Below are 22,643 nucleotides of genomic sequence, written 5' to 3' on the forward strand. Positions count from 1 at the left end.
TTCTTGAACGGCTGACACGCGCACCGAAAACATATCGCAAAAGTCATGTTCAAGTCACATTCACGTTAGATAATTTTTATCCATGGTGCAGAGCTCGCCAGAGGTGTTTTCGTCCTCGTTTTGTCACATTGCGTCGGTCTAATCATTTGCGTCAGCCCGACTTGGGTTGTCGTTCCACCGAGTCCTTGCGATGTAGGTCGCATCGGAACACGGTCCAACTCAACTGCACAGCAATAGACGACATGAAACACTCTCTCATCGCCCTTTCGATTCTCGCGACCACAGCAGGGGCGTCTGCGCAAAGCAGCACCACTCTCTTCGGTGTTGTCGACGCATCTGTGACACGACTGTCCAGCGACAGCGTGAGCGTCACGGGACTCTCCAGTGGTGAACAATCTAGCAGCCGTCTGGGTTTTCGTGGACTGGAAGACCTCGGCGGAGGTCTCAAGGCCAGCTTCTGGCTTGAAGGCAGCGTTGCCGTTGACAACGGCGGTACAACATTTCGCTTTGACCGTCGCTCCACTGTTGGCTTGATTGGCGGGTTTGGCGAGGTTCGACTTGGCCGGGACAAGCTCGCGTCCTATCTGAACGTAGAGACCTTTGACCCGTTCGGCGACATTGGAGTGGCTGGAAACGGCGCTAACAACATGCTCGGCAACGCAACGGTCGCCGCTGGCACGCAAGAGGGTAGCCACTCCAAGCGCGCAAGCAATATCGTCTCGTATCTGACGCCCAAGATGGGTGGCTTCCACGGCCAGGTGCAATACGGCTTCGGCGAGCGAGCCAGCAGCGAGCCGAACAACAGCCGAGGCAATTTCGTCTCCGCACGCGTGGGATATCAATCGAACCCGCTCGACATCGCGTTGGGCTATGCACAGTTGAAGGGTGGCACTGCTATCCAGGAAGTGACCTACAAAGCGGTCAACTTGGGCGCTTCGTACGACCTCGGATTCGTGAAGCCGATGGTGCTGATTGCGACCGAACGTGGCGCCGGGCGCGGTGTCAATGCGTATACCTTGGGCGCGTCGGCCCCCGTCGGACAGGCGGGTGAGTTCCGTGTCGGCTATACACGCTTCAGCACCCGCAACCAGGTCGAGGCCGATTCCTCGAAGTTGGGTCTCGGCTACATCCACAAGCTGTCCAAGCGCACTGTGGTCTACGGCCTGCTCGCACGAGTGAGCAACGACAGCAACGCGAATCGCGGCTTCGCAGTCTCCTCGTCTTCCCTGGCGTCTCCGCTCATCGTCGCCGGCGACAGCGCAACCGGATACTCCATCGGCGTGCGTCACTCGTTCTGACAAAAAGAGCCGCAGCACGGATGTGGTGTCTGTGCTGCGGCGTATAAAGTGCTCCCCGTGGAATTGGCCCAAGTGCTTTGCGGTTCTTGGGCCTTTTTTCGTTGGGGATTCCGTTAAGGTTTGGTTGCGGCCTACTAACGCGCAATCAACTCCTGAAAGTTACATCTTCTTCGTGAACATCATGACCAGCGTGTTTGCGTTCACAGATTTTCCATCTGCCTTTCCGAGGAATGAGTTCTTCTTGGTTGCACCGACCATGGCGCCTGACACTGAGAAGCCATCGCCAAGGTCATAGACAGCGCCAACGCTGTAGTCGACATAGTTGGGCAGGGTAATGTCGCTGCTGTACGAGGTGTAGCCCAGCGATGCCTTCAAGGTCCACTTGGGATGGATCTCTTGAGCGTAAGCCACGTTCAGATACCCAGTGCCTTTGCCCTTCAAACCCGACCCGAGCGCGGAGCCCGCAGCGTTGAAGTAGTCGTCAGATACGGTATGGTAGTACTTGGCGCTCAGAGGACCCCAACCCACACCGAGGTACAGCTCAGTTGTGTTTACAGCGCTTGCGCCCGTGTAGTGATAGCGCAGAACACCGGCGTCCCAGCTGAGCTCGCCGGTTGCAAAGATGTAGCCAGCGTAGAGATCGCTTTCCAGATTCGCGGTCGGGCCCGTGGCACTCGTCTGGAAGTTGACGGTCGAGTTCCAGTTTCCAGCATAGAAGCCGCTTGCGTGGGAGTAGTCGAAACCGCCTTGCAGCGCAGGCCGCAGCTGTCCTTCTCGCACATCCTGGTCTTGGCCGCGAGTCTTGTAGTTGGTGACGAGACTGACGTTCGCGCTCAGTTGGGCGCTGGCGAGCATGGGAAGCGCTGCCAATGTGAGGACGGCCAGGGTCTTGGGGGAGATGATTGTTTTCATGAGTGAGCTTTCAAGTGGTGATGAACAGATAAAAGCCGAGTCGGAGCTTTTGACCCCCACCCTCAATTGCAGGCAATGAGGGCACGGGACTCGACGTAGACAGCTTGCTATGGCATAGCGTTTCACCAAGAGAAAACTTCGGGGCATTCATTGAAACGCTAGTGAATTTGGCGCTTCAAGCGCAATTCAGCAACTTGAAAGCAACTGCCCTCGTGCAACTCCCCATTGCATGTTTGGCTGCTTCTCAGTTCAACCCGGGCGCCCACTGCTGGCACGAACCGATTCCTCCGGTCAGAGCTAGGCTGAACGCGACTTTGCTCTTCCGACACATAAGCAAAAAGTGACGCATTTGTCATCGCTCGGATGTCGGTTTGTGTCGGTGCGCTCTCTAAATTAAGTCCAACAGATGACGGCTCCCGCTGGCAACCGCGTAGCGATCCGACGGACCGCCAAGTCTGCAGACGATCACTCGGCCCATGTCCACTGTGATGCCAGGTCGATGGCTTTGTTCTCGAATGCGGTTAGAGGCCGCGCCCTCATTCCCAGGACAACTATCCGTGGAGTTTCTTTCCCAGGAGCGTCAAGCCGAAGTCAGAGCCATCGCCGAAAGGCAGCAGAAGACTTACCGCCAGATGCTTTCGGCAAACAAAAACAAGACGTTCGCCATCCATGCGATTCACAACTTGCATCGACAGATAGACGAACTGGTGACAAGGGTCCAAGCAAGACCCGATGTGCGCTTCGACTGCAAACCGGGGTGCTCGCATTGCTGCAACTTCCGCATTGAGGTCTTCCCGCCCGAGGTGTTTGTTCTGGCTCGAAGGCTGCGGGCGCTGCCAGGCGACCAACTAAACCTGGTGACTGAACGGCTTCGTCTTCATGTTCAAAGGTCACAAGGAGTCCCTAGAGCGCAGCACTGGATGAACTGCCCATTGCTGAATGACGACCGTTGCTCCTTCTACAAAGACAGACCGTCGACTTGCAGGAAGTACCTGTCCTTAGATGTTGAGGAGTGCAAGCGACCAGGAATCAGCGCGCTAGAGGACGGCGAGTTGGCGCTGAAGTCATTGGCGCTCGTCAGTGGCGTTCGAGAGGCCTATTCAAAGGCCAAGAGTCCCCTCTCCATCCACGAGCTGAGCGAGGCGCTACTCATGGCGCTTACTGACCCAACCTGCGAGGAACGTTGGTTCAAGGGTGAGGTTGTCTTTCCGCTAATGGCTGCGGACGACTAATTCATGACGCCAGTCTTCTTATGTAGAGGGGAGCTGTGAGCGCAGTTGGGCGTAACGAGCCATGTCCATGCTACAGCGGGAAGAAGTACAAGCATTGCTGCATGACGCGTAGTTCGACCCCGTTGGCGGCGGGTGAAGCGACCAGCCCAGTCGATGCGCTTAACGTGGCATGGAGCTTCTTCGAGTCGGGCCAAGCAACCGAGGCGGCGAATCTGTGTCGAACAGTTCTTCGTTCAGATGCGACGCAGCCGGATGCGCTGTACTTGCTGGGCGTCTTGGCTTGTGAAAGCGGAAATTTCTGGGATGCTCTGGATCTCTTCCGGAAAGCTGCACTGGCGCGCCCGCAGTTTCCTGAAGCGCACTACTACCTCGGGCTTATTCATATGAGGCAAGCCCAGCATGAGCAGGCTGCCTCGCACTACCGTCAAGCAATCGCCTCTGCGTCTGGATTCGTCGAAGCACATTGCAACCTGGGCGTTGTGCTTAACCGCTTGGGTCAGCCGCTTCAGGCCTTGTCCAGCTACCAGGAGGCACTGGCCATTCGTGAGGCGACAGAAGTGAAGATTGGCCTCGCCGAGTGCTTGCAGCGCCTACGCGTCTCGCCAGGCGTGAGCCACTTGCGCCCCCTGCTCACGCGCGCAATCGCTGAAGCCTGGCGCCGGCCTGAAGAGCTCGCGCCCGCCGCCATCGCCTTCCTAAAGTGCGAAGCAGGATTCCAAGAAGCATTGTCGAAAGGAGTTGGGCGAGAGAGATTGCTTGCCGACTGGTGCGAAAACAGACTTCTTCTTGCGTTGCTTGAGAGCGCGACGATTTGCGATGTCGAGCTCGAGCGCTTGTTGACAGCGGTCCGCGAGACGCTTCTGGATGACGCTCTGAGGTTCGATGTGGAAGATGATGAGCTGCTGAGCTTGCGTTCCGCCCTAGCACAGCAGTGCTTTGTGAACGAATACTCTTGGCTCGTGCACCCAGAAGAAAGCGAGAAGGTCGAAGAGCTACTGAAGCGTGCGAGTCTCGCTATCGAATCGGGTCGAATGCCGTTGCCACAAGTCATGCTCGCGCTTGCTAGCTATCTACCTCTGTGCAATCTGCCATTTGTAAACGCTCTGAGGGAACATGCCTGGTCTGATTCGCTGCGTTCGGTGATACGTCAGCAAATTGATGAAGTGAGGCAGGAGCTCAATTGGCGCTCCGTCCTTCCAAAGATAACAGCGATAGACCAAGACTCGTCGAGCAGGGTTCAGCAACAGTACGAAGAGAACCCTTACCCGCGCTGGGTCCGCTCCTCCTTGTTTCCCGCCCCACTCGCGCTGGAAGACCGGCTGCGCATGCAGATTCCGCACGCGCGTTTTCAACCAATTGGCAGAGTCGGTACTGTCGACGTTCTTATTGCGGGATGCGGAAGCGGTCGTCACTCAGCTGAGAGCGCAAGTGCATATAGCGACTCGCGAGTGCTTGCGATTGATTTGAGTGCAAGCAGCCTCGCCTATGCGATGCGCAAGTCTCATGAGCTCGGTCAATGTAACGTCGAGTACGCCCAAGCCGACGTTCTGCAACTATCGTCGCTCAACCGGCACTTCGACCTCATCGAGTCCGTGGGTGTGCTGCATCATTTGGTTGACCCAGCGGCTGGATGGCGAGCACTACTCCAAGTGCTACGACCAGGCGGACTCATGTTGCTCGGCCTGTACAGCGAAGCTGCGCGCGCTCCGGTAGTCGCCGCGCGGCAATTCATCGCTCATCGTGGCTATCCCGCTACTCCACAAGGTATTCGAGACTGTCGCGCGGCAATCATGGGGGCAAATTGTCCGGAGGCGCTGAGTCACCTCACCGCGTTCGGCGACTTCTACGGCTTGAGTGCATGTCGCGACTTGCTATTCCATGCGCAAGAGCACCGCACAAACTTACTCGCTATAGATGCGCTGCTGAATGAGCTGTCGCTCGACCTCGTAGGCTTGCATGTTGAGCCAGAGGTGCTTCGAAAATTCCAAGCACGGTTTCCTGATGATGATTCTGTTCACGACCTGGGAATGTGGCACCAATTCGAAACAGAAAATCCCCAAACCTTTGTTGGGATGTATCAGTTCTGGGTGCAGAAGCGACGCGCATAACTGGGTGGACCATGGGTATTCGGTCAATCCGCCGCGACTGCTGTCGTGTGAGCTTTGCTGCACTTGACATCCAATCTTTGACTAGCTTGCAAGCCACTGGGGAATCAGAGCATGAGCCAGTTGCCGCTGCTCAAAGAGAGCAATAGCTAGCAGCTAGCAAGGCCGTCAAGAGGAAGAGGAGGCCTGCTCACATGCCTCTGTGATTGCATCTTGGGGTAGCAGTTTCATAGCGGCACCTGAGGAGTCTCGAGCTCTTCTGTCGCCACTGCACACCCAATATGACTGATTTGTCATTTACCGGTTTTCGAACTGTGGAGATGGCAGTTCTACAGTTCTGTCAGTGCCAAAAAGAGAACTTTGGCTCCTTTCCGACCGACTCTAAGGCCCCGATGAAAACACTTCAAGCCGTGCTTACGGCGTTAACCCTTGCATCGTCTGCTCTTCTGACATCTGCTGCTTCGGCAGACACGCTTCGTAGTGGCGAGTCCCCTTATGGACAACTTGCTGTGGAAGCAAAGAACGCACGCGTGGTAGATGTGATGTCCACCAAGTCCGCCAGTGTCACATATGGCGAAACCATCTTGTTTCAGGGAGCAGGCGGGAAGACGTTTGCTTGGACCTTCAACGGCCTTGATGGTCGGTCTTGGAACCTGAAGCAGTTTGCTCCGTCGGGTTTCGTTGCCAAGGACTACCGCGTTTACGTGGCTAGAAACCAGCTTTATCGCCGGTAACAGATCCTCTTGGCCAAGCGCCGTGCTCAGACCATTTCAAGGCTGAGCTTGTCGAATAAAACTTGCTCCGAAGAGGCGGTACCCCACCGCTTGAGCAGCTTTAAGCCAATTGAGCATCAGGACCGAGATTCCATCTGATGGCCACCACGTCTTTGCGTCACTCGCTTGTGAAAATGGCAGAGCACTGCCGTGCTGCCTCGATTCGTTCATTGATATTTAGGTCAACGGGAGATGCCAAATGACCAGGAAACCCATGTCGCTTGCCCTGGGGCTTGCGCTGCTCGTTGGATTTGGAGCGAACGCGCAGCAAGTCGCTCCCATTAGTGCCCCATCAGTAGGATTAGCGTCCCCCACGCAAGCAAGTCAGCCGCTGACTTTGGGTGCGGCACTGCAGGCCGCAATCGAAAACAGCCCTACGCTATCCGCTGCCAGACGTGAGATAGATGCTGCTCAAGGCGCGCTCACGCAGGCGGGGGTCTATCAAAACCCGTCGCTTGACCTGGAAGTGGAAGACCTCCGCTCCGGTATGCGTAGCACAACAGTTACCTTGAGCCAGCCTTTGGAGCTTGGAGGAAAACGCTCAGCGAGAGTTGCTGCGGCGGAGCGCGCACTGGAAGTAATTCGCGTTAAGAGCGAGGCGACTGAGGCTCAATTGAAGGCAGACGTCACGGCCGCATTTCTATCTGCGCTTCTATCGCAGGAGCGTGTGAGGTTGGCGCAAGAGTCTCTGAACATCGCTCGCGCTGGCAGCCAGGCTGCGTCCAAGCGCGTCCAGGCTGGGAAGGTGTCTCCTCTGGAGGAGACGCGCTCGAAGGTCGCCGAGGCTAACGTACGTCTCGAGCTTGTCCAGGCGCAGGGTGAGCTGGCAGCGCAGCTTCAAGAGTTGCGTGCGCTGCTGGCTGGTGGGGTGCCTTTCGACACGTTGGACGGAAACGCTTTGCTTCTTCCGACCCTCCCCCCAATCGACGTTCTGCAGGCTCGCGTGGAGAACTCACCGACTATGCGACAAGCTCGACTTGAGACCAGCCGACTGTCAGCACTTGCGGACCTTGAACAGGCAAAGAGGAAGCCAGACATAGCCGTAAGCCTCGGCATGCAGCGTTCTCAGCAGGACGGTCGCTCGACGGCCATCGTTGGAGTTTCGATTCCACTGCCCGTGTTCGACACCAATCGCGGAAACATCATCCAGTCGCTCCGACTGAGGGACAAGTCGGAAGATGACGCGAGGGCACTTGAGTTGCGGTTGCGAGCGGATCTCGCGATTGCAAGGCAGCGAATGGAAATCGCCTCACAAGAGGTGGCCGCCGTCAGTGCGGAAATCCTTCCCAGTGCACAGCTCGCCTTCAACGCCGCCGCGCAAGGTTTTGAGCTCGGAAAGTTCGAATACCTCGACGTTCTCGATGCACAACGGACTTTGCTACAGGCTCGGTCCCAGTACCTGCGCTCGCTAGGCGAATCTCATCGAGCGGCAGCAGATGTCGCTCGGCTCCTTGGAAACAACACTCTCAACTGAATCTGCCATGGCCACCAAATCACCTATGAATGCAAGACCTGAGAAAAAGCAGCTCATCATCATCGCCATCATCCTGGTGCTGGGCGCAGTCGGAGGAGCCCTAATCCTGCGAGGCGGAGAGAGCCACGGCGAAAGCGATGGCCATGGCCATGAGGAAGAAAGCTCACAGGTCGAAGGCGGTGCTAGCAAAGCAGGAGCCAAGGAAACTGGTTCCGGCACCTCTGCTGAACAGAGCAAGTCACCGTCCGGCGCAAGCGAAGAGGCACACAAGGAGGATGAGGAAAAGGTGGCTTTGACGGACGAGCAGGTGAAGGCAGCCGGTATCGTGATTAAGGAAAGTGGTGCTGCTGTGATTCGTACCACGCTGCAGCTCCCTGGAGAGATTCGATTTAACGAGGACCGAACCGCGCACATCGTTCCGCGAGCAGCGGGGGTCGTTGAGAGTGTGAGCGCAAATCTCGGGCAGAAGGTGTCTCGCGGCCAAATCTTGGCGGTCATTTCAAGTTCTGCCGTTTCGGAGGTTAGGTCTGAGCTCCAAGCAGCGACGAAGCGTCGTGAACTTGCACAGACGACGTACGAACGCGAAAACACACTTTGGCAGCAGAAGATTTCGCCGGAACAGGATGTCCTGCAAGCCCGACAAGCCTTGCGTGAGGCAGAGATTGCAGTGGCAAATGCCACTCAGAAGTTGCGGACACTTGGAGCATCAGCAGGTTCCGGTGCTCTAGGTCGAGTTGAGCTGCGGGCGCCGTTCGATGCGATGGTCGTGGAAAAGCACATCGCTATCGGCGAGGCCGTACGCGAGGACGCAAACGTGTTCACCTTGTCCGACCTTTCAACGGTGTGGGCTGAGATGAGCGTGGGTGCAAGTGACCTTTCCAAGGTTCGAGTCGGGGAGCGTGTACGAGTAAAAGCTGACGCCGCAGATGTTGTTGCGGACGGAAAGATTGCGTTTGTTGGCTCGCTGATTGGTGCTCAAACTCGAACGGCACCTGCTCGTGTTGAACTGAGCAACCCGAAGGGCGCTTGGCGGCCTGGGCTCTTCGTAACCGTCGAGGTGCTTACGAATGACAATGACAAGGCATCGGCGATAACAGTCGATGCAAACGCGCTTCAAACCGTGGAAGACAAGACTTCGGTCTTCACCAAGGTTGAAGGCGGCTTTGTCGCGAAAGCTGTGCGTGTCGGACGCACTGATGGTCAGCGGGTTGAGATTCTGGATGGCCTGAAGGCAGGTGAGTCCTATGCCGCAGACGGCAGCTTCGTCGTCAAGTCTGAGCAGGGCAAGAGCTCGGCGACGCACGCGCACTAAAGGCCGCTCACTATGTTTGAACGCATCATCCGCTTCGCCATCGAACAACGATGGCTGGTTATGTTGGCCGTGCTCGGAATGGTTGGGCTCGGCGTGTACAACTTCCAACGGTTGTCCATTGACGCCGTGCCGGACATTACCAATGTCCAAGTGCAAATCAACACGGCCGCACCTGGCTACTCGCCTCTTGAGACAGAGCAGCGCGTCACGTTCCCGATTGAGACCGTCATGGCCGGGCTGCCTGGCCTTCAACAAACACGGTCCATCTCGCGCTATGGCATATCTCAGGTCACCGTTGTCTTTAAGGACGGCACCGACATCTACTTCGCGCGCCAGTTGGTGAACGAGAGAATGCAGGGTGCGGTCAGCTCTCTGCCAGAGGGGGTCCATCCAGCTGTGGGGCCAATATCTAGCGGCTTGGGTGAAATCTTCCTCTGGACGGTGGAGGCTGAAGAAGGAGCGAAGAATGCGGACGGCAAACCGTATACGCCGACCGACCTTCGTGTGATTCAGGACTGGATCATCAAACCGCAACTCCGCAATGTGCCGGGTGTGACTGAGATTAACTCTATCGGCGGTTTTGAGAGACAGTTCCAGGTTGCTCCGATACCGGAGCGTTTGTTGGCCTACGGGTTGACGTTGCCTGATGTCGTTCAAGCTCTTGAGCGTAACAACGCCAACGTGGGCGCCGGCTACATCGAGAGGCGTGGCGAGCAGTATCTGATTCGGGCTCCAGGCCAAGTCGGCAGCCTTGAGGATCTCCGCAATGTCGTCTTGGCGAACAACAGTGGAACTCCGGTTCGAATCCGCGACGTTGCGGAGGTCGATATTGGTCAGGACTTGAGAACCGGCGCAGCTACGGATAACGGTCGCGAAGTCGTGCTAGGCACGGTGTTCATGCTCTTGGGCGAGAACAGTCGAACGGTCGCCCAAGCTGTTGCGAAGAAGATGGAGGAGATAAATCAGAATCTTCCAGAGGGCGTACACGCGATTACTGTATATGACCGAACAGTTCTAGTGGACAAGGCAATCTCTACGGTCAAGAAGAACCTGTTTGAAGGTGCCGTGCTCGTCATCGCGGTGTTGTTCCTTTTCCTGGGCAACATCCGAGCGGCGTTGCTGACTGCGCTGGTCATTCCCCTCTCGATGCTCTTCACCTTCACCGGGATGGTGAATCAGAAGGTGAGTGCCAACCTGATGAGTCTGGGGGCGCTTGACTTCGGCATCATCGTCGACGGCGCCGTGGTGATTGTGGAAAACTGCATTCGTCGCCTGGCACATGCCCAAGAGCGCCATGGACGCCCATTGACAAAGGCGGAGCGATTCCATGAAGTTTTTGCCGCATCTCAGGAGGCTCGAAGGCCACTGCTCTACGGCCAGCTCATCATCATGGTCGTCTATCTACCCATCTTCGCCCTTACAGGCGTGGAAGGCAAGATGTTCCATCCGATGGCTCTGACAGTCGTAATCGCACTGTTGGGTGCCATGATTCTCTCAATCACGTTTATCCCTGCAGCTGTCGCCATGTTTATCGGCAACAACGTCGGCGAAAAGGAAAATCGTCTCATGGGTTGGGCTCGTCGCGCCTACCACCCACTGCTCAAACGTGCCATGGGCGCGAGGGCCGTTGTTCTGACCGCTGCAGCTGTGGCCGTTCTGTTGTCGGGGCTTTTGGCAACTCGCTTGGGCAGTGAGTTCATACCCAGCCTTAACGAGGGTGACTTCGCTATCCAGGCGCTGCGAATTCCAGGCACCAGTTTGTCTCAGTCTGTCCAGATGCAGCAGCAAATTGAGCGCACTTTGGTGGCAGAGTTTCCTGAAGTTGAGCGTGTGTTTGCCCGCACAGGTACCGCCGAAATCGCGTCAGATCTTATGCCGCCGAACATCTCCGACGCATATGTGATGTTGAAGCCTGAGGACCAATGGCCAAGTCCTAAGCGGACGCGTCGAGAGCTCGTTGAAGCTGTCCAAGAGAGGGTGAGCAAAATCCCGGGCAACAACTACGAGTTCTCACAGCCGATTCAACTTCGTTTCAACGAGTTGATCTCCGGTGTGCGCGCGGACGTGGCTGTCAAAGTGTTTGGCGACGACATGGATGTGCTGAACAAAACGGCCCAGGAAATCGCCGAGGTTCTTGGTTCTATCAATGGGGCGAGCGAGGTGAACGTCGAGCAAACCACCGGCCTGCCCATGCTCTCCATCAACATTGACAGAAGCAAGGCGGCACGTTATGGCGTCAACGTGGGAGACATCCAAGACACCATTGCTACTGCCATTGGTGGTCGTAATGCTGGAACCCTCTTTGAGGGAGATCGCCGATTCGACATCGTTGTACGCCTGCCCGAGAGGATGCGAGGGGACCTGGAATCGATCCGTCGTCTCCCGGTAACGCTCCCAGCGGCCACACAGGCGGACGGAAGCACTCGTGTGAGCTTTATCCCTCTTTCAGAGTTGGCGACACTTGATTTGGCACCAGGACCAAACCAAGTCAGCCGAGAAGATGGAAAGCGGAGAATCGTCGTAAGCACCAATGTGCGTGGGCGCGACTTGGGCTCCTTCGTGGAGGAAGCCGGAGCCGCTCTGAAGGAGAAGGTGGTCATTCCGACGGGATACTGGACCACGTGGGGTGGACAGTTTGAGAATCTTCAATCCGCGACAAAGCGCTTGCAGATCGTGGTCCCGGTAGCGCTTCTCCTGGTGTTCGTATTGCTGTTCGCCATGTTCGGCAACGTGCGAGACGGCCTCATCGTGTTCACCGGAATCCCCTTTGCGCTTACGGGCGGGATCCTCGCGCTTTGGCTGAGGGATATTCCCCTATCTATCTCAGCTGCTGTCGGGTTTATTGCGTTGTCTGGCGTGGCCGTGCTGAACGGGCTGGTCATGATTTCATTTATCCGAAATCTCAGAGAGGGTGGTGCGACACTGGATGACGCGATTTTCGAAGGCGCGTTGACGCGACTTCGTCCAGTGCTGATGACAGCCTTGGTGGCTTCGCTTGGCTTCGTTCCCATGGCGATCGCAACCGGCACGGGTGCAGAGGTGCAGCGCCCCCTGGCAACTGTGGTGATTGGAGGCATCTTGTCATCAACAGCACTGACGTTGCTGGTGTTGCCGGTCCTATATCGGCTTGTTTATCGACGAGAAGAAGATGAAGAGGCTGACGACGAATCGGCTTCTCCCGTTTTGCCTCCCTCTTCGCACCAACCGACATAACGTGTCGCTCATAGCCTTGGCACTTGCCAAGGCTATGAGTTCGTATCGATGGAGCCCGAACATCAACAGCAGAGGCTCGTCTGTACGGCTGGCCTTATTGCGACAACCTCTCGCGCTCCAGACCGTGAGGGCGTAAGCGTCCGGCAATCCCATCTTGAGATAGACCCAGTGTCGAGGCATCGTGTGCACGATGAACATCACGCACACTATGGCGAACGACACGATCGCCCAGCGCCCCAAGCGGCACTACTACTCCCCGGAACTTAAAGGCCAGATCGTGGCCGAATGCCAGGTCTCCGGCGCGTCAGTGGCCGGCGTAGCGCTTGCACACGGAATCAACGCCAACATCGTTCATCGCTGGATGCGCGAGCAAGCAGACTCCCTGTTGCCAGCGCCCCGGAATGAGTTCGTTGCGCTGAATCTGCCTCCACCAGTTGAACAGCTCCCAGCAACCGAGACCAGCTCGCCGCCCGTGTCGCGTGCGATTCGCGTTGATGTTCGGCGCAGCGCCAGCGTAGTCACCGTGAACTGGCCCCTGGAAGATGCAGCGTCATGTGCAGCGTGGCTGCGCGACTGGCTCCGATGATCCGCATTGATGCGCTGTGGCTCTCCACCGAGCCGCTGGACATGCGAGCAGGCACCGAGACGGCGCTCGCCCGGGTAGTGGCTGTCTTTGGCGCAGCGCGCCCACACCACGCCTATCTGTTCGCCAATCGACGAGCCAACCGCATGAAGGTGCTGGTGCACGACGGCATCGGTGTCTGGCTGGCGGCCCGGCGCCTGAATAGCGGCAAGTTCGTCTGGCCGCGCGATGCCGCCACCACCGCCACACTCAGCCGAACGCAGTTCGATGCGCTCGTGCTGGGCCTGCCCTGGAAGAACGTCGGCGAGGCTGGAGTCATCACTGTACTTTGAGTGCTCCGGTCGTTGGCCAGGCAATCAGCGCTTGCACCGATGCGCGAATGTGATGTTAGCCGCATCATCTTCTCCCGTGATCACCGCAGACCACCTTGACACCCTGGAGCCGCAGCAGATGCGAGCGGCCCTGCTGTCGTTGATGGGTGAGCTGGCCGAGCGAGACGGCGTGATCGCACGCCAGGGCCAAGAGGCGGTCTTCAAGCAGGCGCAGATCGACAAGCTCACGCACGAGAACGCACTGCTCAAGCGCATGAAGTTCGCCGCACAGTCGGAGCGCTTCAGCGCCGAGCAGAAGAGCCTGCTCGATGAATCGCTGGATGAGGACCTGCAGGCGGTGGCCGATGAGATCGAGCAGGCCACGCCGCCAGTGGCAGGCCGCCAAGACAAGCAAGTCCCCAAACGCGCACCCCTGCCGGCCAACCTGTCGCGGCGCGAGATCCGCCACGAGCCCGAGTCCACCACCTGCGCCTGCGGTTGCCAGATGAAGCGCATCGGCGAGGACGTGGCCGAGAAGCTGGACTACGCGCCCGGCGTGTTCACGGTGGAGCGCCACATCCGGGGCAAGTGGGCCTGTGCCCAGTGCGAGACGATTCACCAGGTGCCTGTCGATCCTCACATCATCGACAAAGGCATCCCTACCACTGGGCTACTGGCGCAAGTGCTGGTGGCCAAGTACGCCGACCACCTGCCGCTGTACCGCCAGGAAGCGATCTTCGGCCGCGCCGGCCTAGCCATCCCCCGCTCCACGCTGGCGCAATGGGTGGGCTCGTGTGGCGTGCAGTTGCAGCCACTGGTTGACGCCATGAGGACAGAGCTGCTGCAGCGCCGCGTGCTGCATGCCGACGAGACGCCGGTGTCCATGCTCAAGCCGGGCAACGGCAAGGCGCACCGGGCGTACCTATGGGCCTATGCCACGGGCGCCTTCGAGAACATCAAGGCGGTCGTCTACGACTTCTGCGAATCGCGCTCGGGCGAACACGCCCGGCGCTTCCTGGGCGACTGGAGAGGCAGCCTCACCTGTGACGACTTCAGCGGCTACAAGGCCTTGATCGCAAGTGGTGTGACCGAGGTCGGCTGCCTGGCGCACGCGCGGCGCAAGTTCTTCGATTTGCACGCGGCGAACCAAAGCCAGATCGCCGAGGTCGCGCTGCAGCAGTTCGCGCGGGTCTACGAGATCGAGCGTGAGGTCAAGGAGATTGCGACCGATCAGCGCCAAACCATCCGGCAACAACAAACGAAGCCGCTGCTTGATGCCTTGCACCAGTGGATGGTGCTGCAACGCCAGAAGGTGCCGGAAGGCTCGGCAAGCGCCAAAGCGCTGGACTACAGCTTGCGGCGCTGGGAGGCTTTGACCCGGTTCGTCGATGACGGACAGCTGCCCGTGGACAACAACTGGATCGAGAACCAGATTCGGCCGATTGCCATTGGCCGCAACAACTGGCTCTTTGCGGGCAGCCTACGAGCTGGTCAGAGGGCAGCAGCCGTCATGACGCTCATCCAGTCAGCACGACTCAATGGGCATGATCCCTATGCGTATCTCAAGGACGTTTTGGCTCGCTTGCCGACGCAACGGGTTAGCCTGGTTCACGAGTTGCTACCGCATCGTTGGTTCGCACCGAGCTGAATGTCGTTATTTGAGGCTCCGCTCAGCGAACGGTTGGCCAGCTTGCCCCAGTGGCGCTGCGCAGCGATTCAAGTGCACCGCAATCGCCAACGCATACCCCTCCCGCACAGGTACTGCGGATGGCACGCAGTTGCTTGCGCAGCGCCTGCAACTCGGCGATTCGCTGCTCTACCAAGCGCATTTGATCGTCTAGCAAGGCATTGACCTCGTCGCAGGACATGGCGGGGTCGTCCTGCAACTGCAGCAGAGCCCGGATATCGTCGTGCGACATGTCCAGCGAGCGGCACCGAACGATGAAGGCCAACCTGTCGACATGCTGTTGGCCATATTGCCGATAGTTGTTGGCGGCCCGCAGGGGCGCCTGCAGAAGGCCCTCTGCTTCATAAAAGCGCACCGCGGGAACGGAGCACCCTGCCAATGACGATAGTTCACCGATTTTCATATTTGCCTACCTACCGCTTGACTCTACAGCTACTTGAGGGTTTCTAATACGGGACATGAGTACATGTCAAAGCAGTAGCTGCTCGAGCAGTTGCAATTCGCAGACGGTCGACGAGGCCCCAAGCGCCATTGCTTCCGTGGAGAGCACATTTTCAGTTCCGGGAATGGACTGCCCCTCCGAGGAGAACCTCATTCGCATGGCGCTGGGTGGTCTGACCGGGGTTGGGCCGATGACCTTCGATCTGGCCCATCGGCAGCTCCGGGTGGTGCACTCGGGCGAGCCCGCCAGGATCGCCCAGAAGCTGACGCCCCTGAACTTGGGTGCGGTTCTGCTGACAAGCGAGAGGCGCACCGAAGGCGGGCAGTGGAAGACGCGTTTCTCCGTGCCGAAGATGGATTGCCCGTCGGAGGAGAATCTCATTCGGATGGCGCTGGCCGATGCGTCGGCTGTTGCGGCACTGGACTTCGATCTGAAGGACCGTGTACTCACCGTGCAGCATGGGGGAAGTACGCAAGAGCTGCTGGGCCGTCTCATCCCTCTCAACCTCGGCGCGCAAGTGTTGGACAGCGTGCAAAGCGACGAGTCTACGGCCCCAGACGCAGAGGGGAATGCCTCTGAGGCTCGGACCTTAAAGCTGCTGCTCGCTATCAACGGTGCGATGTTTGTCTTTGAGTTGATCGTTGGCCTGATCGCCCAGTCCACAGGTCTCATAGCGGACTCGCTTGACATGTTCGCCGATGCGGCGGTCTACGGACTGGCGCTCTATGCGGTGGGCCGCGCCGCCGCCTTGAAGATGAAGGCAGCGCACATCGCTGGTTGGTTGCAAGTCGTGCTTGCGCTTGGCGCGCTTTTGGAGGTCGTTCGGCGGGCAGTTGTGGGAAGTGAGCCGGCGTCCATGCTCATGATGAGTATCGGGCTGGTCGCATTGATCGCCAACGTCACCTGCCTGGTGCTGATCGCCAAGAAGCGGGATCGGGGCGCCCACATGACGGCAAGCTACATTTTTTCTGCGAATGATGTGATCGCAAACGCGGGGGTGATAGTCGCTGGTGTTTTGGTCGCTTGGACGGGCTCCTCGTACCCTGACCTCGTGATTGGCGCAGTCATTGCGCTGATAGTGCTCAGCGGTGCCCGGCGCATCCTGAACCTCCGATAGCCAATCTAGCGGCATCCCACACCGATGCCTAGCCAAGGTGGGATGGCCGGCCGCTTACGTGAGGGCAATTGCATCGTCGTCAGCACCTGGCGGAGTGTCAGCTGAATTACATGTTCGTCATCTCCGCGATTGCCGTTCCTCAACTGCCAAACTGTCGCCCATGGAGACAGCTGCAATATGAAGATACTCATAGTGGAAGATGAAGTCCAATCGGGCGAGTACCTGAAGCAGGGTTTGAGAGAGGCCGGCTACTACACTGAATTGATGCGTGATGGCATCGACGGTTTGATTGAAGCTACTGAGGGTGACTACGATCTCGTTCTGTTGGATGTGAACTTGCCAGGAATTGATGGCTGGTCGGTGCTTCGCTCTTTGAGGCGAAAAAAGCCTCAACTGCCCGTGCTGTACTTAACTGCCAGAGACAGCATTGAGGACCGCGTAAAAGGTCTCGAGTTGGGCGCGGATGACTACCTAGCGAAGCCATTTTCGTTTTCGGAGCTCTTGGCACGCATCAAGACTGTTCTCCGCAGAGGTGCCCAGTCCCAAGAATCCACCATACTTCAAGTAGCTGACTTGCAGTTGGACCTGGTGCGTAGAAGGGCGTCGAGGTCCGGTCGTTTGCTGGATTTGACCACTAAGGAGTTCGGGCTTCTCGAGCTGTTTATGCGACGTCGTGGTGAAGTATTGCCTCGGTCCTTGATTGCTTCGCTCATGTGGGACATTAACTTCGACTGCGAGAGCAACGTGATAGTAGTGGCAGTGGGCCGGCTAAGGTCAAAAATCGATGATGAGTTCGACGCAAAGTTGTTGAGAACGGTGCGTGGCATGGGATACGTGCTTGATGAACCCGAGCTTTAACGCAAGGTATGGCCACTGCGCCCAGCCGACCGAAGTCGACTTTGGCATAGATGAGTGAGGTTTGGAGCTCTCGATGGCGAAGCACATCGGCGACCTCGTTGAGCGTGCCGCCGGCGTTGAGAAGCCGACTGACCAGTCGTGTGCCGGGAATGCCCCCAGTGTACGGCAACCCGGCGCGACGATACGGCTGGCGCACGGCATGCTTGACGACCTCGGCGGCCACTGTTTCATCACGGGCGCAACGTGCCGAACGAAGACCCGGTGGCTCGTAGTCTGGGGTCGTTCCGATCGCATGTAGTCAGCAATGGCAGCGCTGGTAAGGTGCGGCAGAGGTAGTACATCGGCGCGTCGCGATTTGCTTTTGCTGATGCGAACGGTGCCGGCTACCCAGTCGATGTCGTCGAGTTCCAGCGTGATCGCCTCGCTACTGCGCAGCCCGAGGTCGACGACGCAGCGCACGAGGGCGTAACAGCGCATGTGCGACGGTAAATCCACCGCGAAGGCACCCAGCCACCGATTGACCTCGTCCGGCGCGAGCGTCTGCGGTAAAGGTGCACGACGCCAATGCGCTGGCGGTATGCGCCAATGAACCACGTTCTTGATCCGCGGGCTGCGACCTGACAGCCTACGTTCCCACATAGATGAACGCGGGAACGTAAATGACAGACGATTTGGAAGACCTCAAACGCCGGTTGGTGGTGGGGCATAAGAGAGACGGACGCAGCGTGTACGACGAAGCGGCGAAGTCGGAGCTGGTGGCACTATGTCGGCAGCCTGGCGCCTCGGTGTCGCGCCTCGCACGCGAGTGCGGCGTCAATGCCAATCAGGTGAGCCGCTGGCTTCGCGAGCATGTCCACGGCGGTCCAGCGCGCAAAGCCGTTACCAACGTGGTGCCAGCGGCCGCGGCATTCGTCGCGGTCTCATTGCCACCGGCATTGCCGAACGCCGTTGTGATGGACGTGCAGCACGCTTGCCCAATGGTGTGGCGATCGACCTTCGCTGCGTCGAGCTGCGCAACATCGACGAACTGATCCAGGCGCTGGGGAGGCTGCGGTGTTCCGCTTCGACGAAGGACTGAAGGTCTACCTGCACCGCGAGCCGGTGGACTTCCGGTTGAGCATCAACGGCCTGGCGGTGCTGGTCGAACAGACCCTGGAGCTCGATCCGTTCGCCTCATGCGCGTACGTGTTCAGCAACCGCCGACGCGACCGCGTGAAGATCCTGGGCTGGGAGCGCAACGGCTTCTGGCTGTTGCTCAAGCGTCTGGAGAAGGGGTCATCTCGGTTTTTAGGGAATCGTCGACAAAATTCCCTCGACCGGGCCTGACGTCTGGCTCAGCCGCCGTACGCGGGATTCCTAAAGTCTTCGAGTGCGGCGCCGGCCTCGATCGCCTCGACGAGCCAAGTCGGCCGCCTCCCCTTGCCGGCCCAGGTGTTGCCGGCTCGGTCGCAGTACGGTATTGACTCGTCCACCGGGTCCGGCGCAAGTGCCGCCCCGAGTTCATCCTCTGAGAACACATCCATTGGCTTCAAGTCGTACATTTCGATCGCCTGCCGAACCAGTTCGATCACCTCTTCCTGCTCAGCAAGATCACTGAGCGATTCCTGGAGGCGCTGCTTCATGGCGGTGACGGGCTTGACCTTCGGCATCGTGTGGTTCTTCCGTTTGGCTCCAGGATGGTAGGTTACCGTCGATCGACCGAGTCGCTGGTCCACGGCAACGGAGTCAGTCTAACCAGCACTGGCCGCAGTGGTTCCAGTGAGGACCATATCGAATTGAATTCGCGGCTGGTCCCAGGGAATTTCCGCCGCATTTTGAGAAAAAAAGAAATGCAGCATCTACAGGCGCGAGCTAAGTCATTGATTCTTGGTCGACTTTCCGCCGCTTTTTGAGAAAATCCAGAAACGACCGTAGCCTGAGAACTGCCCGCAACGTCAATGCATTTTGGGCAACCGTGCCAACGCATCGGGGATGCGTTGGAGGGTCGGCAGGCAGGCATGTAAAAGAAACCGCAGCAACAAGCTTAAGTCTCCGTCCCCGTTGACTTTTTTGACTCTCTCTTGACTGATCCACTGGCCACTTCATCCGAGTTTGTCACTGCCAACTCAGGACCAAGAGCCGTCGCACTGAATCGCTCGATCATGCTGGCGACGACGTGCTCTTGCGCCGTGACGGATGACCTGGCCGTCGCCAGCGCCAGTTCCAGCTGCTGATTCGCAGTGAGCAGTCCATCGACCTTGGCCTGCAACTGCTCGTTCGTGGTGCTGAGCTGCAGGACAGCAGCATCCTGCTCCACCAAGCGCCGGCCCAACTCCTCGATGCGCCTCTGCGCAAACCCCAGTTCCTCCTTGAGCGGCCGCAGGCCCCGCATCTCTTCCTGGGCTCGGTGCAGATCGCCTTGGGCGCGCGACAAGTCGCCCAGCAGGCGCGCGTTGTCCTGCAAGGCGTGGACGGCTTCTTGCTGTTTGGTGGCCAAGGTCTCGTTCACGGCGCGCACCTCGGCCTGCAGGAACTGCACCTGCTGCTCCTGCTTGCGCTGGTCCTGGTCGCGCTGCTCCTTGCTGGATTGCCGGAAATGCTCCAGCGCCTGGCGCGCATGTTGGTGCTTTTCTTCCAGGGATTGGCGATGGCGCTCTTCGGCCGCGAGGCGCTCCTGCAGGTCGGCCACCTGCTGGACGAGCTGCGTGTTTTCCAGGGTCTTGCCGCTCAGCGCTTCGCTGGTTTTGCCATGATCCGTCTGTTCCTCGGCCAGCGCCCGTTGGGTTTGCTCCAGTTGCTGGCGGGTGGACTGCGCCTCGGTTTTCAGTGCCGTAGCTGTTTGCTGGTGCGCCGCGAGCTGCTCGGCGTGCTTGGCCTGCGCCGCAGTGACCCGCTCCTCGGCTTCCTCATTGACGCGGGCGGCCAGGCGGCCCACCAGATCCTGGATCGCCTCGCTGACGGCTACGCGGGTGCCGGTGGCGGGCCCTTCCTCTTCCTCTATCTCCCTCAGGTAGCGATGGATCGTGGTTTTGGAGCCGCTACCCAGCTCTTCGCGCACCGCATCGATGGACGGGTTGCGCCCCGTGGCCCGCAATTTATCGCGGGCGCGCAGCACTTCAGACTTGTAGATTCCGGCTCTGGCCATGGCTTACCCTCTTTTTTCGTACTATGGTATGTACCACGATATTACATACTATTTATGAGGGCGGGAGGTTGAGTTTTTAGGCAGAATTAATGTTGGGTAATGAGAGGTTATCCAATGTGATGGGACTTCCAGCGGTTGTACCCAGACTTGCGATGGAAGGATCCCACCAGTGCCATCCGCTGAAATGTGAAATGACCGGTTTGACTTCCATGGTGTCCAATAGAGCGACTATCTTTCAACAAGGCAACCGATCGCGTTGCCCAGACCACAGGAATGTGATCGATGAGCTTCTTTCCCTCACTGACCCATAACGCTGGTGTTCGCCACATCCCGACCTCCAACACCAAGGTCGGACGTGCAGTCATGGCGTTTCCCTCCGCAGCATTTCAAAACGCCAGCCCGCTGGTGCCCGCCCATAAGGATCTGAGCGCAGCCTTTGAGTCCGGTTCCAAGGGCAATCCCGGTCTCTTCAACACTCGCGGACAGGCCCTGCGCAAGAAGGGCTATGAGCCGCTGATGGCCTCTCTCGATGCGGCCGCCAAAAACGACCTGCGCGCATGACGCTGGACGTGGTGTGCCTGTGTGCCGATTGGTGCGGCACCTGCCGCGACTACCTCCCCGAGTTTGAAAAGCTCGCCGGCACGCGTCTCGATTGGCGCACGCATTGGGTCGACGTGGAGGACTTCGAGGCCGTGCTGGACGAAGTTGACATCACGACCTTTCCCATGATCCTGATCGTGGATACCGCCGGCAAGCTGTGTTTTGCCGGGCCGATTACGCCCCAGCCGGGCATGCTGCAGCGCCTGTGCCAAGCTGCGCAGCAGGGTTCACTGCAGGCCACCGACGCCGAGGTCGCGACCTGGCAGCCATTGCTGCGCTCCCTGCGACTTCGAGACGAATAATCGCCAATGCTCAGGAATCGTTGACCAGACGTATCGACTGTCCCTGGACACCCTGGCCTCGCTGTTCAGCAGCTTCTCCCGGCACGCGGGTGTTTTCTACACTGACAACAATCTGCGTCATTCACGATTTTGAGCACGACACCCAGCGCGGATACCCCAGCCGATCCGCCGCGGATCGGTTCAGTGTCCGGCGAGACGCGGCCCCCGGCGGCGGTTCGGGTTGACGCAACCTACGCTGATGTTCCTGCCCCTGCGCAGACAAAGGCATCCGTCATTGCCGGCATTTTTTGGTTTCTCTGTAGAGGGCACGAAGGCCTTGGTGGGCCTTGCTTCCAGGGATAATTCAAATTGCGTTGAAGCGCGCGAAATTGCCCAGGTCCACCTCGCTCTGTGCGCGAAGCTGGCAGAGCTGCTGGCCCTCGAGCGCAGCCTAAGTAGGTTTGTGATTGCGTGCACAAAACAATGCGGGGGGTCCTGCGCCCCAGTGCACGATTCTTAAGGACCTGAGTCTTGATGACCTCACTCAAGCTGCCAAGTCTGCCCGGCCAATACCGAGTCGCTGCTGCGGGTAATGATTGCTGGGCTATTTCGTGCCCCGCTTCCTTACAGCTGCGTATTTCAGGCTTCCTGGACACCAAGTTCGACACCGTTGACATGGAGTTCGGCACCTCAGTCAACGAACTTCACCGGCCACCCTGTGGAGAACTCCACGAGGCACCACCGATTGCTTGAAGAGGCTGGTGATACGTAGGCGGCCGGCGATCCCATCTTGATGGGTAGCTGCCCCCCAGTTCGAAGGCTAGACTTCGGGAATCGGCCAGAAGTGGACATTCGAGGAGGAGGCAACGTGCGCGAAGCGAAGATTGCTGCTTGGTTCTTTTTCGTTGTGGGAGCCGGCTTGAGTTTGCTCAGCGCATGGGCGGCCGTCACATTGGCACCGCCGTCGCCAACCATCTCGTCGCTCCGCAACGGTCTGGCGCAAGTCTTGAAGGCAGCACTTGGTGTGCCTGCCGGCCATGTTGCCTACCACCTGTTTTGGACGGCCCTCGGCGCTTGCGTAGCCTACTTGGCGCTGCGAGTACTGAAAGACCAGTCGAGGTAAGGTCCCAAGGTCTCAGTCCGCTCAGTGCCCACCACCGCCCCCGCTACCATGACGCACATCGGCCATCAGCGGCCGTTCACGTCTCCGTGCCCATCGTCAAGTCAAGACTGATTGCTGCCACTTAGGGCTACGCTGAACAAGTTGAGAGGTGGCGCGAGGTTTGCATGTATCGAGACACCAGAGACACGAAGGTGAAGA

The 22,643-nt window shown here is 58.5% G+C and carries 22 protein-coding genes; 17 read left to right on the plus strand and 5 right to left on the minus strand.

The genetic code is table 11. The features are described from left to right. Positions 1-242 precede the first annotated feature (242 nt). Entirely contained in the window at positions 243-1,298 is a 1,056-nt protein-coding gene (locus AC07ZS_RS12975) for a porin (RefSeq protein ID WP_382160176.1), read from the plus strand. Between the two features lie 159 nt (positions 1,299-1,457). Here the strand turns inward: AC07ZS_RS12975 and AC07ZS_RS12980 are convergent, their stop codons facing one another. After that, positions 1,458-2,210, minus strand: a complete 753-nt coding sequence (locus AC07ZS_RS12980; protein ID WP_382160179.1) for a TorF family putative porin — start codon at positions 2,208-2,210, stop codon at positions 1,458-1,460. Between the two features lie 557 nt (positions 2,211-2,767). On the opposite strand from AC07ZS_RS12980, the gene AC07ZS_RS12985 reads away from it, so the two are divergent. From AC07ZS_RS12985 to tnpC, 9 genes are all read left to right on the plus strand, one after another. Then, on the plus strand, positions 2,768-3,442 hold the full coding sequence (locus AC07ZS_RS12985) for a YkgJ family cysteine cluster protein (protein ID WP_382160181.1): 675 nt from the start codon (positions 2,768-2,770) through the stop codon (positions 3,440-3,442). Positions 3,443-3,477: 35 nt separating this feature from the next. Further along, positions 3,478-5,550: a methyltransferase domain-containing protein gene (locus AC07ZS_RS12990; protein ID WP_494798972.1), complete on the plus strand. Its 2,073-nt coding sequence runs from the start codon at positions 3,478-3,480 to the stop codon at positions 5,548-5,550. A 278-nt stretch (positions 5,551-5,828) separates the two neighbouring features. Beyond that, a complete protein-coding gene (locus tag AC07ZS_RS12995; RefSeq protein WP_382160184.1) occupies positions 5,829-6,281 on the plus strand; it encodes a CzcE family metal-binding protein in 453 nt (150 codons plus the stop codon). Between the two features lie 238 nt (positions 6,282-6,519). After that, positions 6,520-7,794, plus strand: coding sequence for a TolC family protein (locus AC07ZS_RS13000; RefSeq protein ID WP_382160186.1), 1,275 nt, complete (start codon positions 6,520-6,522; stop codon positions 7,792-7,794). Positions 7,795-7,801: 7 nt separating this feature from the next. After that, a complete protein-coding gene (locus AC07ZS_RS13005; protein WP_382160189.1) occupies positions 7,802-9,106 on the plus strand; it encodes an efflux RND transporter periplasmic adaptor subunit in 1,305 nt (434 codons plus the stop codon). A gap of 12 nt (positions 9,107-9,118) precedes the next feature. Then, entirely contained in the window at positions 9,119-12,319 is a 3,201-nt protein-coding gene (locus tag AC07ZS_RS13010; RefSeq protein ID WP_382160192.1) for a CusA/CzcA family heavy metal efflux RND transporter, read from the plus strand. 190 nt (positions 12,320-12,509) lie between these two features. After that, on the plus strand, positions 12,510-12,905 hold the full coding sequence (gene tnpA, locus AC07ZS_RS13015; protein WP_006217728.1) for an IS66-like element accessory protein TnpA: 396 nt from the start codon (positions 12,510-12,512) through the stop codon (positions 12,903-12,905). Further along, positions 12,902-13,234: an IS66 family insertion sequence element accessory protein TnpB gene (gene tnpB / locus AC07ZS_RS13020; RefSeq protein ID WP_003121550.1), complete on the plus strand. Its 333-nt coding sequence runs from the start codon at positions 12,902-12,904 to the stop codon at positions 13,232-13,234. Before tnpA ends, tnpB (AC07ZS_RS13020) begins: the two co-directional genes overlap by 4 nt. 76 nt (positions 13,235-13,310) lie before the next feature. Beyond that, on the plus strand, positions 13,311-14,861 hold the full coding sequence (gene tnpC, locus AC07ZS_RS13025; RefSeq protein WP_031757192.1) for an IS66 family transposase: 1,551 nt from the start codon (positions 13,311-13,313) through the stop codon (positions 14,859-14,861). 22 nt (positions 14,862-14,883) lie between these two features. Here tnpC and cadR read toward each other — a convergent pair whose 3' ends face one another. Next, the gene (gene cadR, locus AC07ZS_RS13030) at positions 14,884-15,303 is read right to left on the minus strand and encodes a Cd(II)/Pb(II)-responsive transcriptional regulator (protein ID WP_010791743.1); all 420 of its coding nucleotides are present in this window, start codon (positions 15,301-15,303) and stop codon (positions 14,884-14,886) included. Between the two features lie 55 nt (positions 15,304-15,358). On the opposite strand from cadR, the gene AC07ZS_RS13035 reads away from it, so the two are divergent. Continuing rightward, entirely contained in the window at positions 15,359-16,459 is a 1,101-nt protein-coding gene (locus AC07ZS_RS13035) for a cation efflux transmembrane domain-containing protein (RefSeq protein ID WP_077446928.1), read from the plus strand. A gap of 177 nt (positions 16,460-16,636) precedes the next feature. Next, on the plus strand, positions 16,637-17,317 hold the full coding sequence (locus AC07ZS_RS13040) for a heavy metal response regulator transcription factor (protein WP_382160195.1): 681 nt from the start codon (positions 16,637-16,639) through the stop codon (positions 17,315-17,317). On the opposite strand, the gene AC07ZS_RS13045 is transcribed toward AC07ZS_RS13040, so the two are convergent. After that, a complete protein-coding gene (locus AC07ZS_RS13045; protein ID WP_382160198.1) occupies positions 17,234-17,956 on the minus strand; it encodes a tyrosine-type recombinase/integrase in 723 nt (240 codons plus the stop codon). The two genes, AC07ZS_RS13040 and AC07ZS_RS13045, sit on opposite strands and share 84 nt — an antisense overlap. 20 nt (positions 17,957-17,976) lie before the next feature. Here AC07ZS_RS13045 and AC07ZS_RS13050 point away from each other — a divergent pair, with 20 nt between their 5' ends. Then, entirely contained in the window at positions 17,977-18,348 is a 372-nt protein-coding gene (locus tag AC07ZS_RS13050; RefSeq protein WP_382160201.1) for a transposase, read from the plus strand. A gap of 22 nt (positions 18,349-18,370) precedes the next feature. Further along, positions 18,371-18,643, plus strand: a complete 273-nt coding sequence (gene tnpB, locus AC07ZS_RS13055) for an IS66 family insertion sequence element accessory protein TnpB (RefSeq protein ID WP_494798973.1) — start codon at positions 18,371-18,373, stop codon at positions 18,641-18,643. A gap of 8 nt (positions 18,644-18,651) precedes the next feature. Here tnpB (AC07ZS_RS13055) and AC07ZS_RS13060 read toward each other — a convergent pair whose 3' ends face one another. Together AC07ZS_RS13060 and AC07ZS_RS13065 are read right to left on the minus strand one after the other, a co-directional pair. After that, complete coding sequence (locus AC07ZS_RS13060; RefSeq protein WP_086123799.1) at positions 18,652-18,966, minus strand: H-NS histone family protein; 315 nt, start codon at positions 18,964-18,966, stop codon at positions 18,652-18,654. A 374-nt stretch (positions 18,967-19,340) separates the two neighbouring features. Continuing rightward, entirely contained in the window at positions 19,341-20,441 is a 1,101-nt protein-coding gene (locus tag AC07ZS_RS13065; protein ID WP_494798974.1) for a DNA-binding protein, read from the minus strand. 282 nt (positions 20,442-20,723) lie between these two features. Here AC07ZS_RS13065 and AC07ZS_RS13070 point away from each other — a divergent pair, with 282 nt between their 5' ends. The 3 genes from AC07ZS_RS13070 (at position 20,724) to AC07ZS_RS13080 (ending at position 22,445) form a co-directional block, all read left to right on the plus strand. Further along, positions 20,724-21,002, plus strand: coding sequence for a hypothetical protein (locus tag AC07ZS_RS13070; protein WP_494798975.1), 279 nt, complete (start codon positions 20,724-20,726; stop codon positions 21,000-21,002). Then, positions 20,999-21,343 carry a thioredoxin family protein gene (locus tag AC07ZS_RS13075; protein ID WP_494798976.1) on the plus strand — a complete coding sequence of 115 codons (345 nt, stop codon included), beginning with the start codon at positions 20,999-21,001 and terminating at the stop codon, positions 21,341-21,343. Before AC07ZS_RS13070 ends, AC07ZS_RS13075 begins: the two co-directional genes overlap by 4 nt. 847 nt (positions 21,344-22,190) lie before the next feature. Beyond that, positions 22,191-22,445: a hypothetical protein gene (locus AC07ZS_RS13080; RefSeq protein ID WP_146191298.1), complete on the plus strand. Its 255-nt coding sequence runs from the start codon at positions 22,191-22,193 to the stop codon at positions 22,443-22,445. Positions 22,446-22,643: the final 198 nt, after the last annotated feature.

The sequence above is a fragment of the Hydrogenophaga sp. GW456-12-10-14-TSB4 genome (assembly GCF_059424305.1).

Bases quoted from the DNA above. Each gene is read 5' to 3' on its own strand.
- AC07ZS_RS13005 (WP_382160189.1), top strand. From the start codon at position 7,802: ATGGCCACCAAATCACCTATGAATGCAAGACCTGAGAAAAAGCAGCTC.
- AC07ZS_RS12980 (WP_382160179.1), bottom strand. From the start codon at position 2,210: ATGAAAACAATCATCTCCCCCAAGACCCTGGCCGTCCTCACATTGGCA.
- AC07ZS_RS13040 (WP_382160195.1), top strand. From the start codon at position 16,637: ATGAAGATACTCATAGTGGAAGATGAAGTCCAATCGGGCGAGTACCTG.
- AC07ZS_RS13000 (WP_382160186.1), top strand. From the start codon at position 6,520: ATGACCAGGAAACCCATGTCGCTTGCCCTGGGGCTTGCGCTGCTCGTT.
- AC07ZS_RS13050 (WP_382160201.1), top strand. From the start codon at position 17,977: ATGACAGACGATTTGGAAGACCTCAAACGCCGGTTGGTGGTGGGGCAT.
- AC07ZS_RS13075 (WP_494798976.1), top strand. From the start codon at position 20,999: ATGACGCTGGACGTGGTGTGCCTGTGTGCCGATTGGTGCGGCACCTGC.
- AC07ZS_RS12995 (WP_382160184.1), top strand. From the start codon at position 5,829: ATGACTGATTTGTCATTTACCGGTTTTCGAACTGTGGAGATGGCAGTT.
- AC07ZS_RS13035 (WP_077446928.1), top strand. From the start codon at position 15,359: ATGAGTACATGTCAAAGCAGTAGCTGCTCGAGCAGTTGCAATTCGCAG.
- AC07ZS_RS12975 (WP_382160176.1), top strand. From the start codon at position 243: ATGAAACACTCTCTCATCGCCCTTTCGATTCTCGCGACCACAGCAGGG.
- AC07ZS_RS13045 (WP_382160198.1), bottom strand. From the start codon at position 17,956: ATGTGGGAACGTAGGCTGTCAGGTCGCAGCCCGCGGATCAAGAACGTG.
- AC07ZS_RS13070 (WP_494798975.1), top strand. From the start codon at position 20,724: ATGAGCTTCTTTCCCTCACTGACCCATAACGCTGGTGTTCGCCACATC.
- tnpB (WP_003121550.1), top strand. From the start codon at position 12,902: ATGATCCGCATTGATGCGCTGTGGCTCTCCACCGAGCCGCTGGACATG.
- tnpA (WP_006217728.1), top strand. From the start codon at position 12,510: ATGAACATCACGCACACTATGGCGAACGACACGATCGCCCAGCGCCCC.
- cadR (WP_010791743.1), bottom strand. From the start codon at position 15,303: ATGAAAATCGGTGAACTATCGTCATTGGCAGGGTGCTCCGTTCCCGCG.
- AC07ZS_RS13065 (WP_494798974.1), bottom strand. From the start codon at position 20,441: ATGGCCAGAGCCGGAATCTACAAGTCTGAAGTGCTGCGCGCCCGCGAT.
- AC07ZS_RS13060 (WP_086123799.1), bottom strand. From the start codon at position 18,966: ATGCCGAAGGTCAAGCCCGTCACCGCCATGAAGCAGCGCCTCCAGGAA.
- AC07ZS_RS13010 (WP_382160192.1), top strand. From the start codon at position 9,119: ATGTTTGAACGCATCATCCGCTTCGCCATCGAACAACGATGGCTGGTT.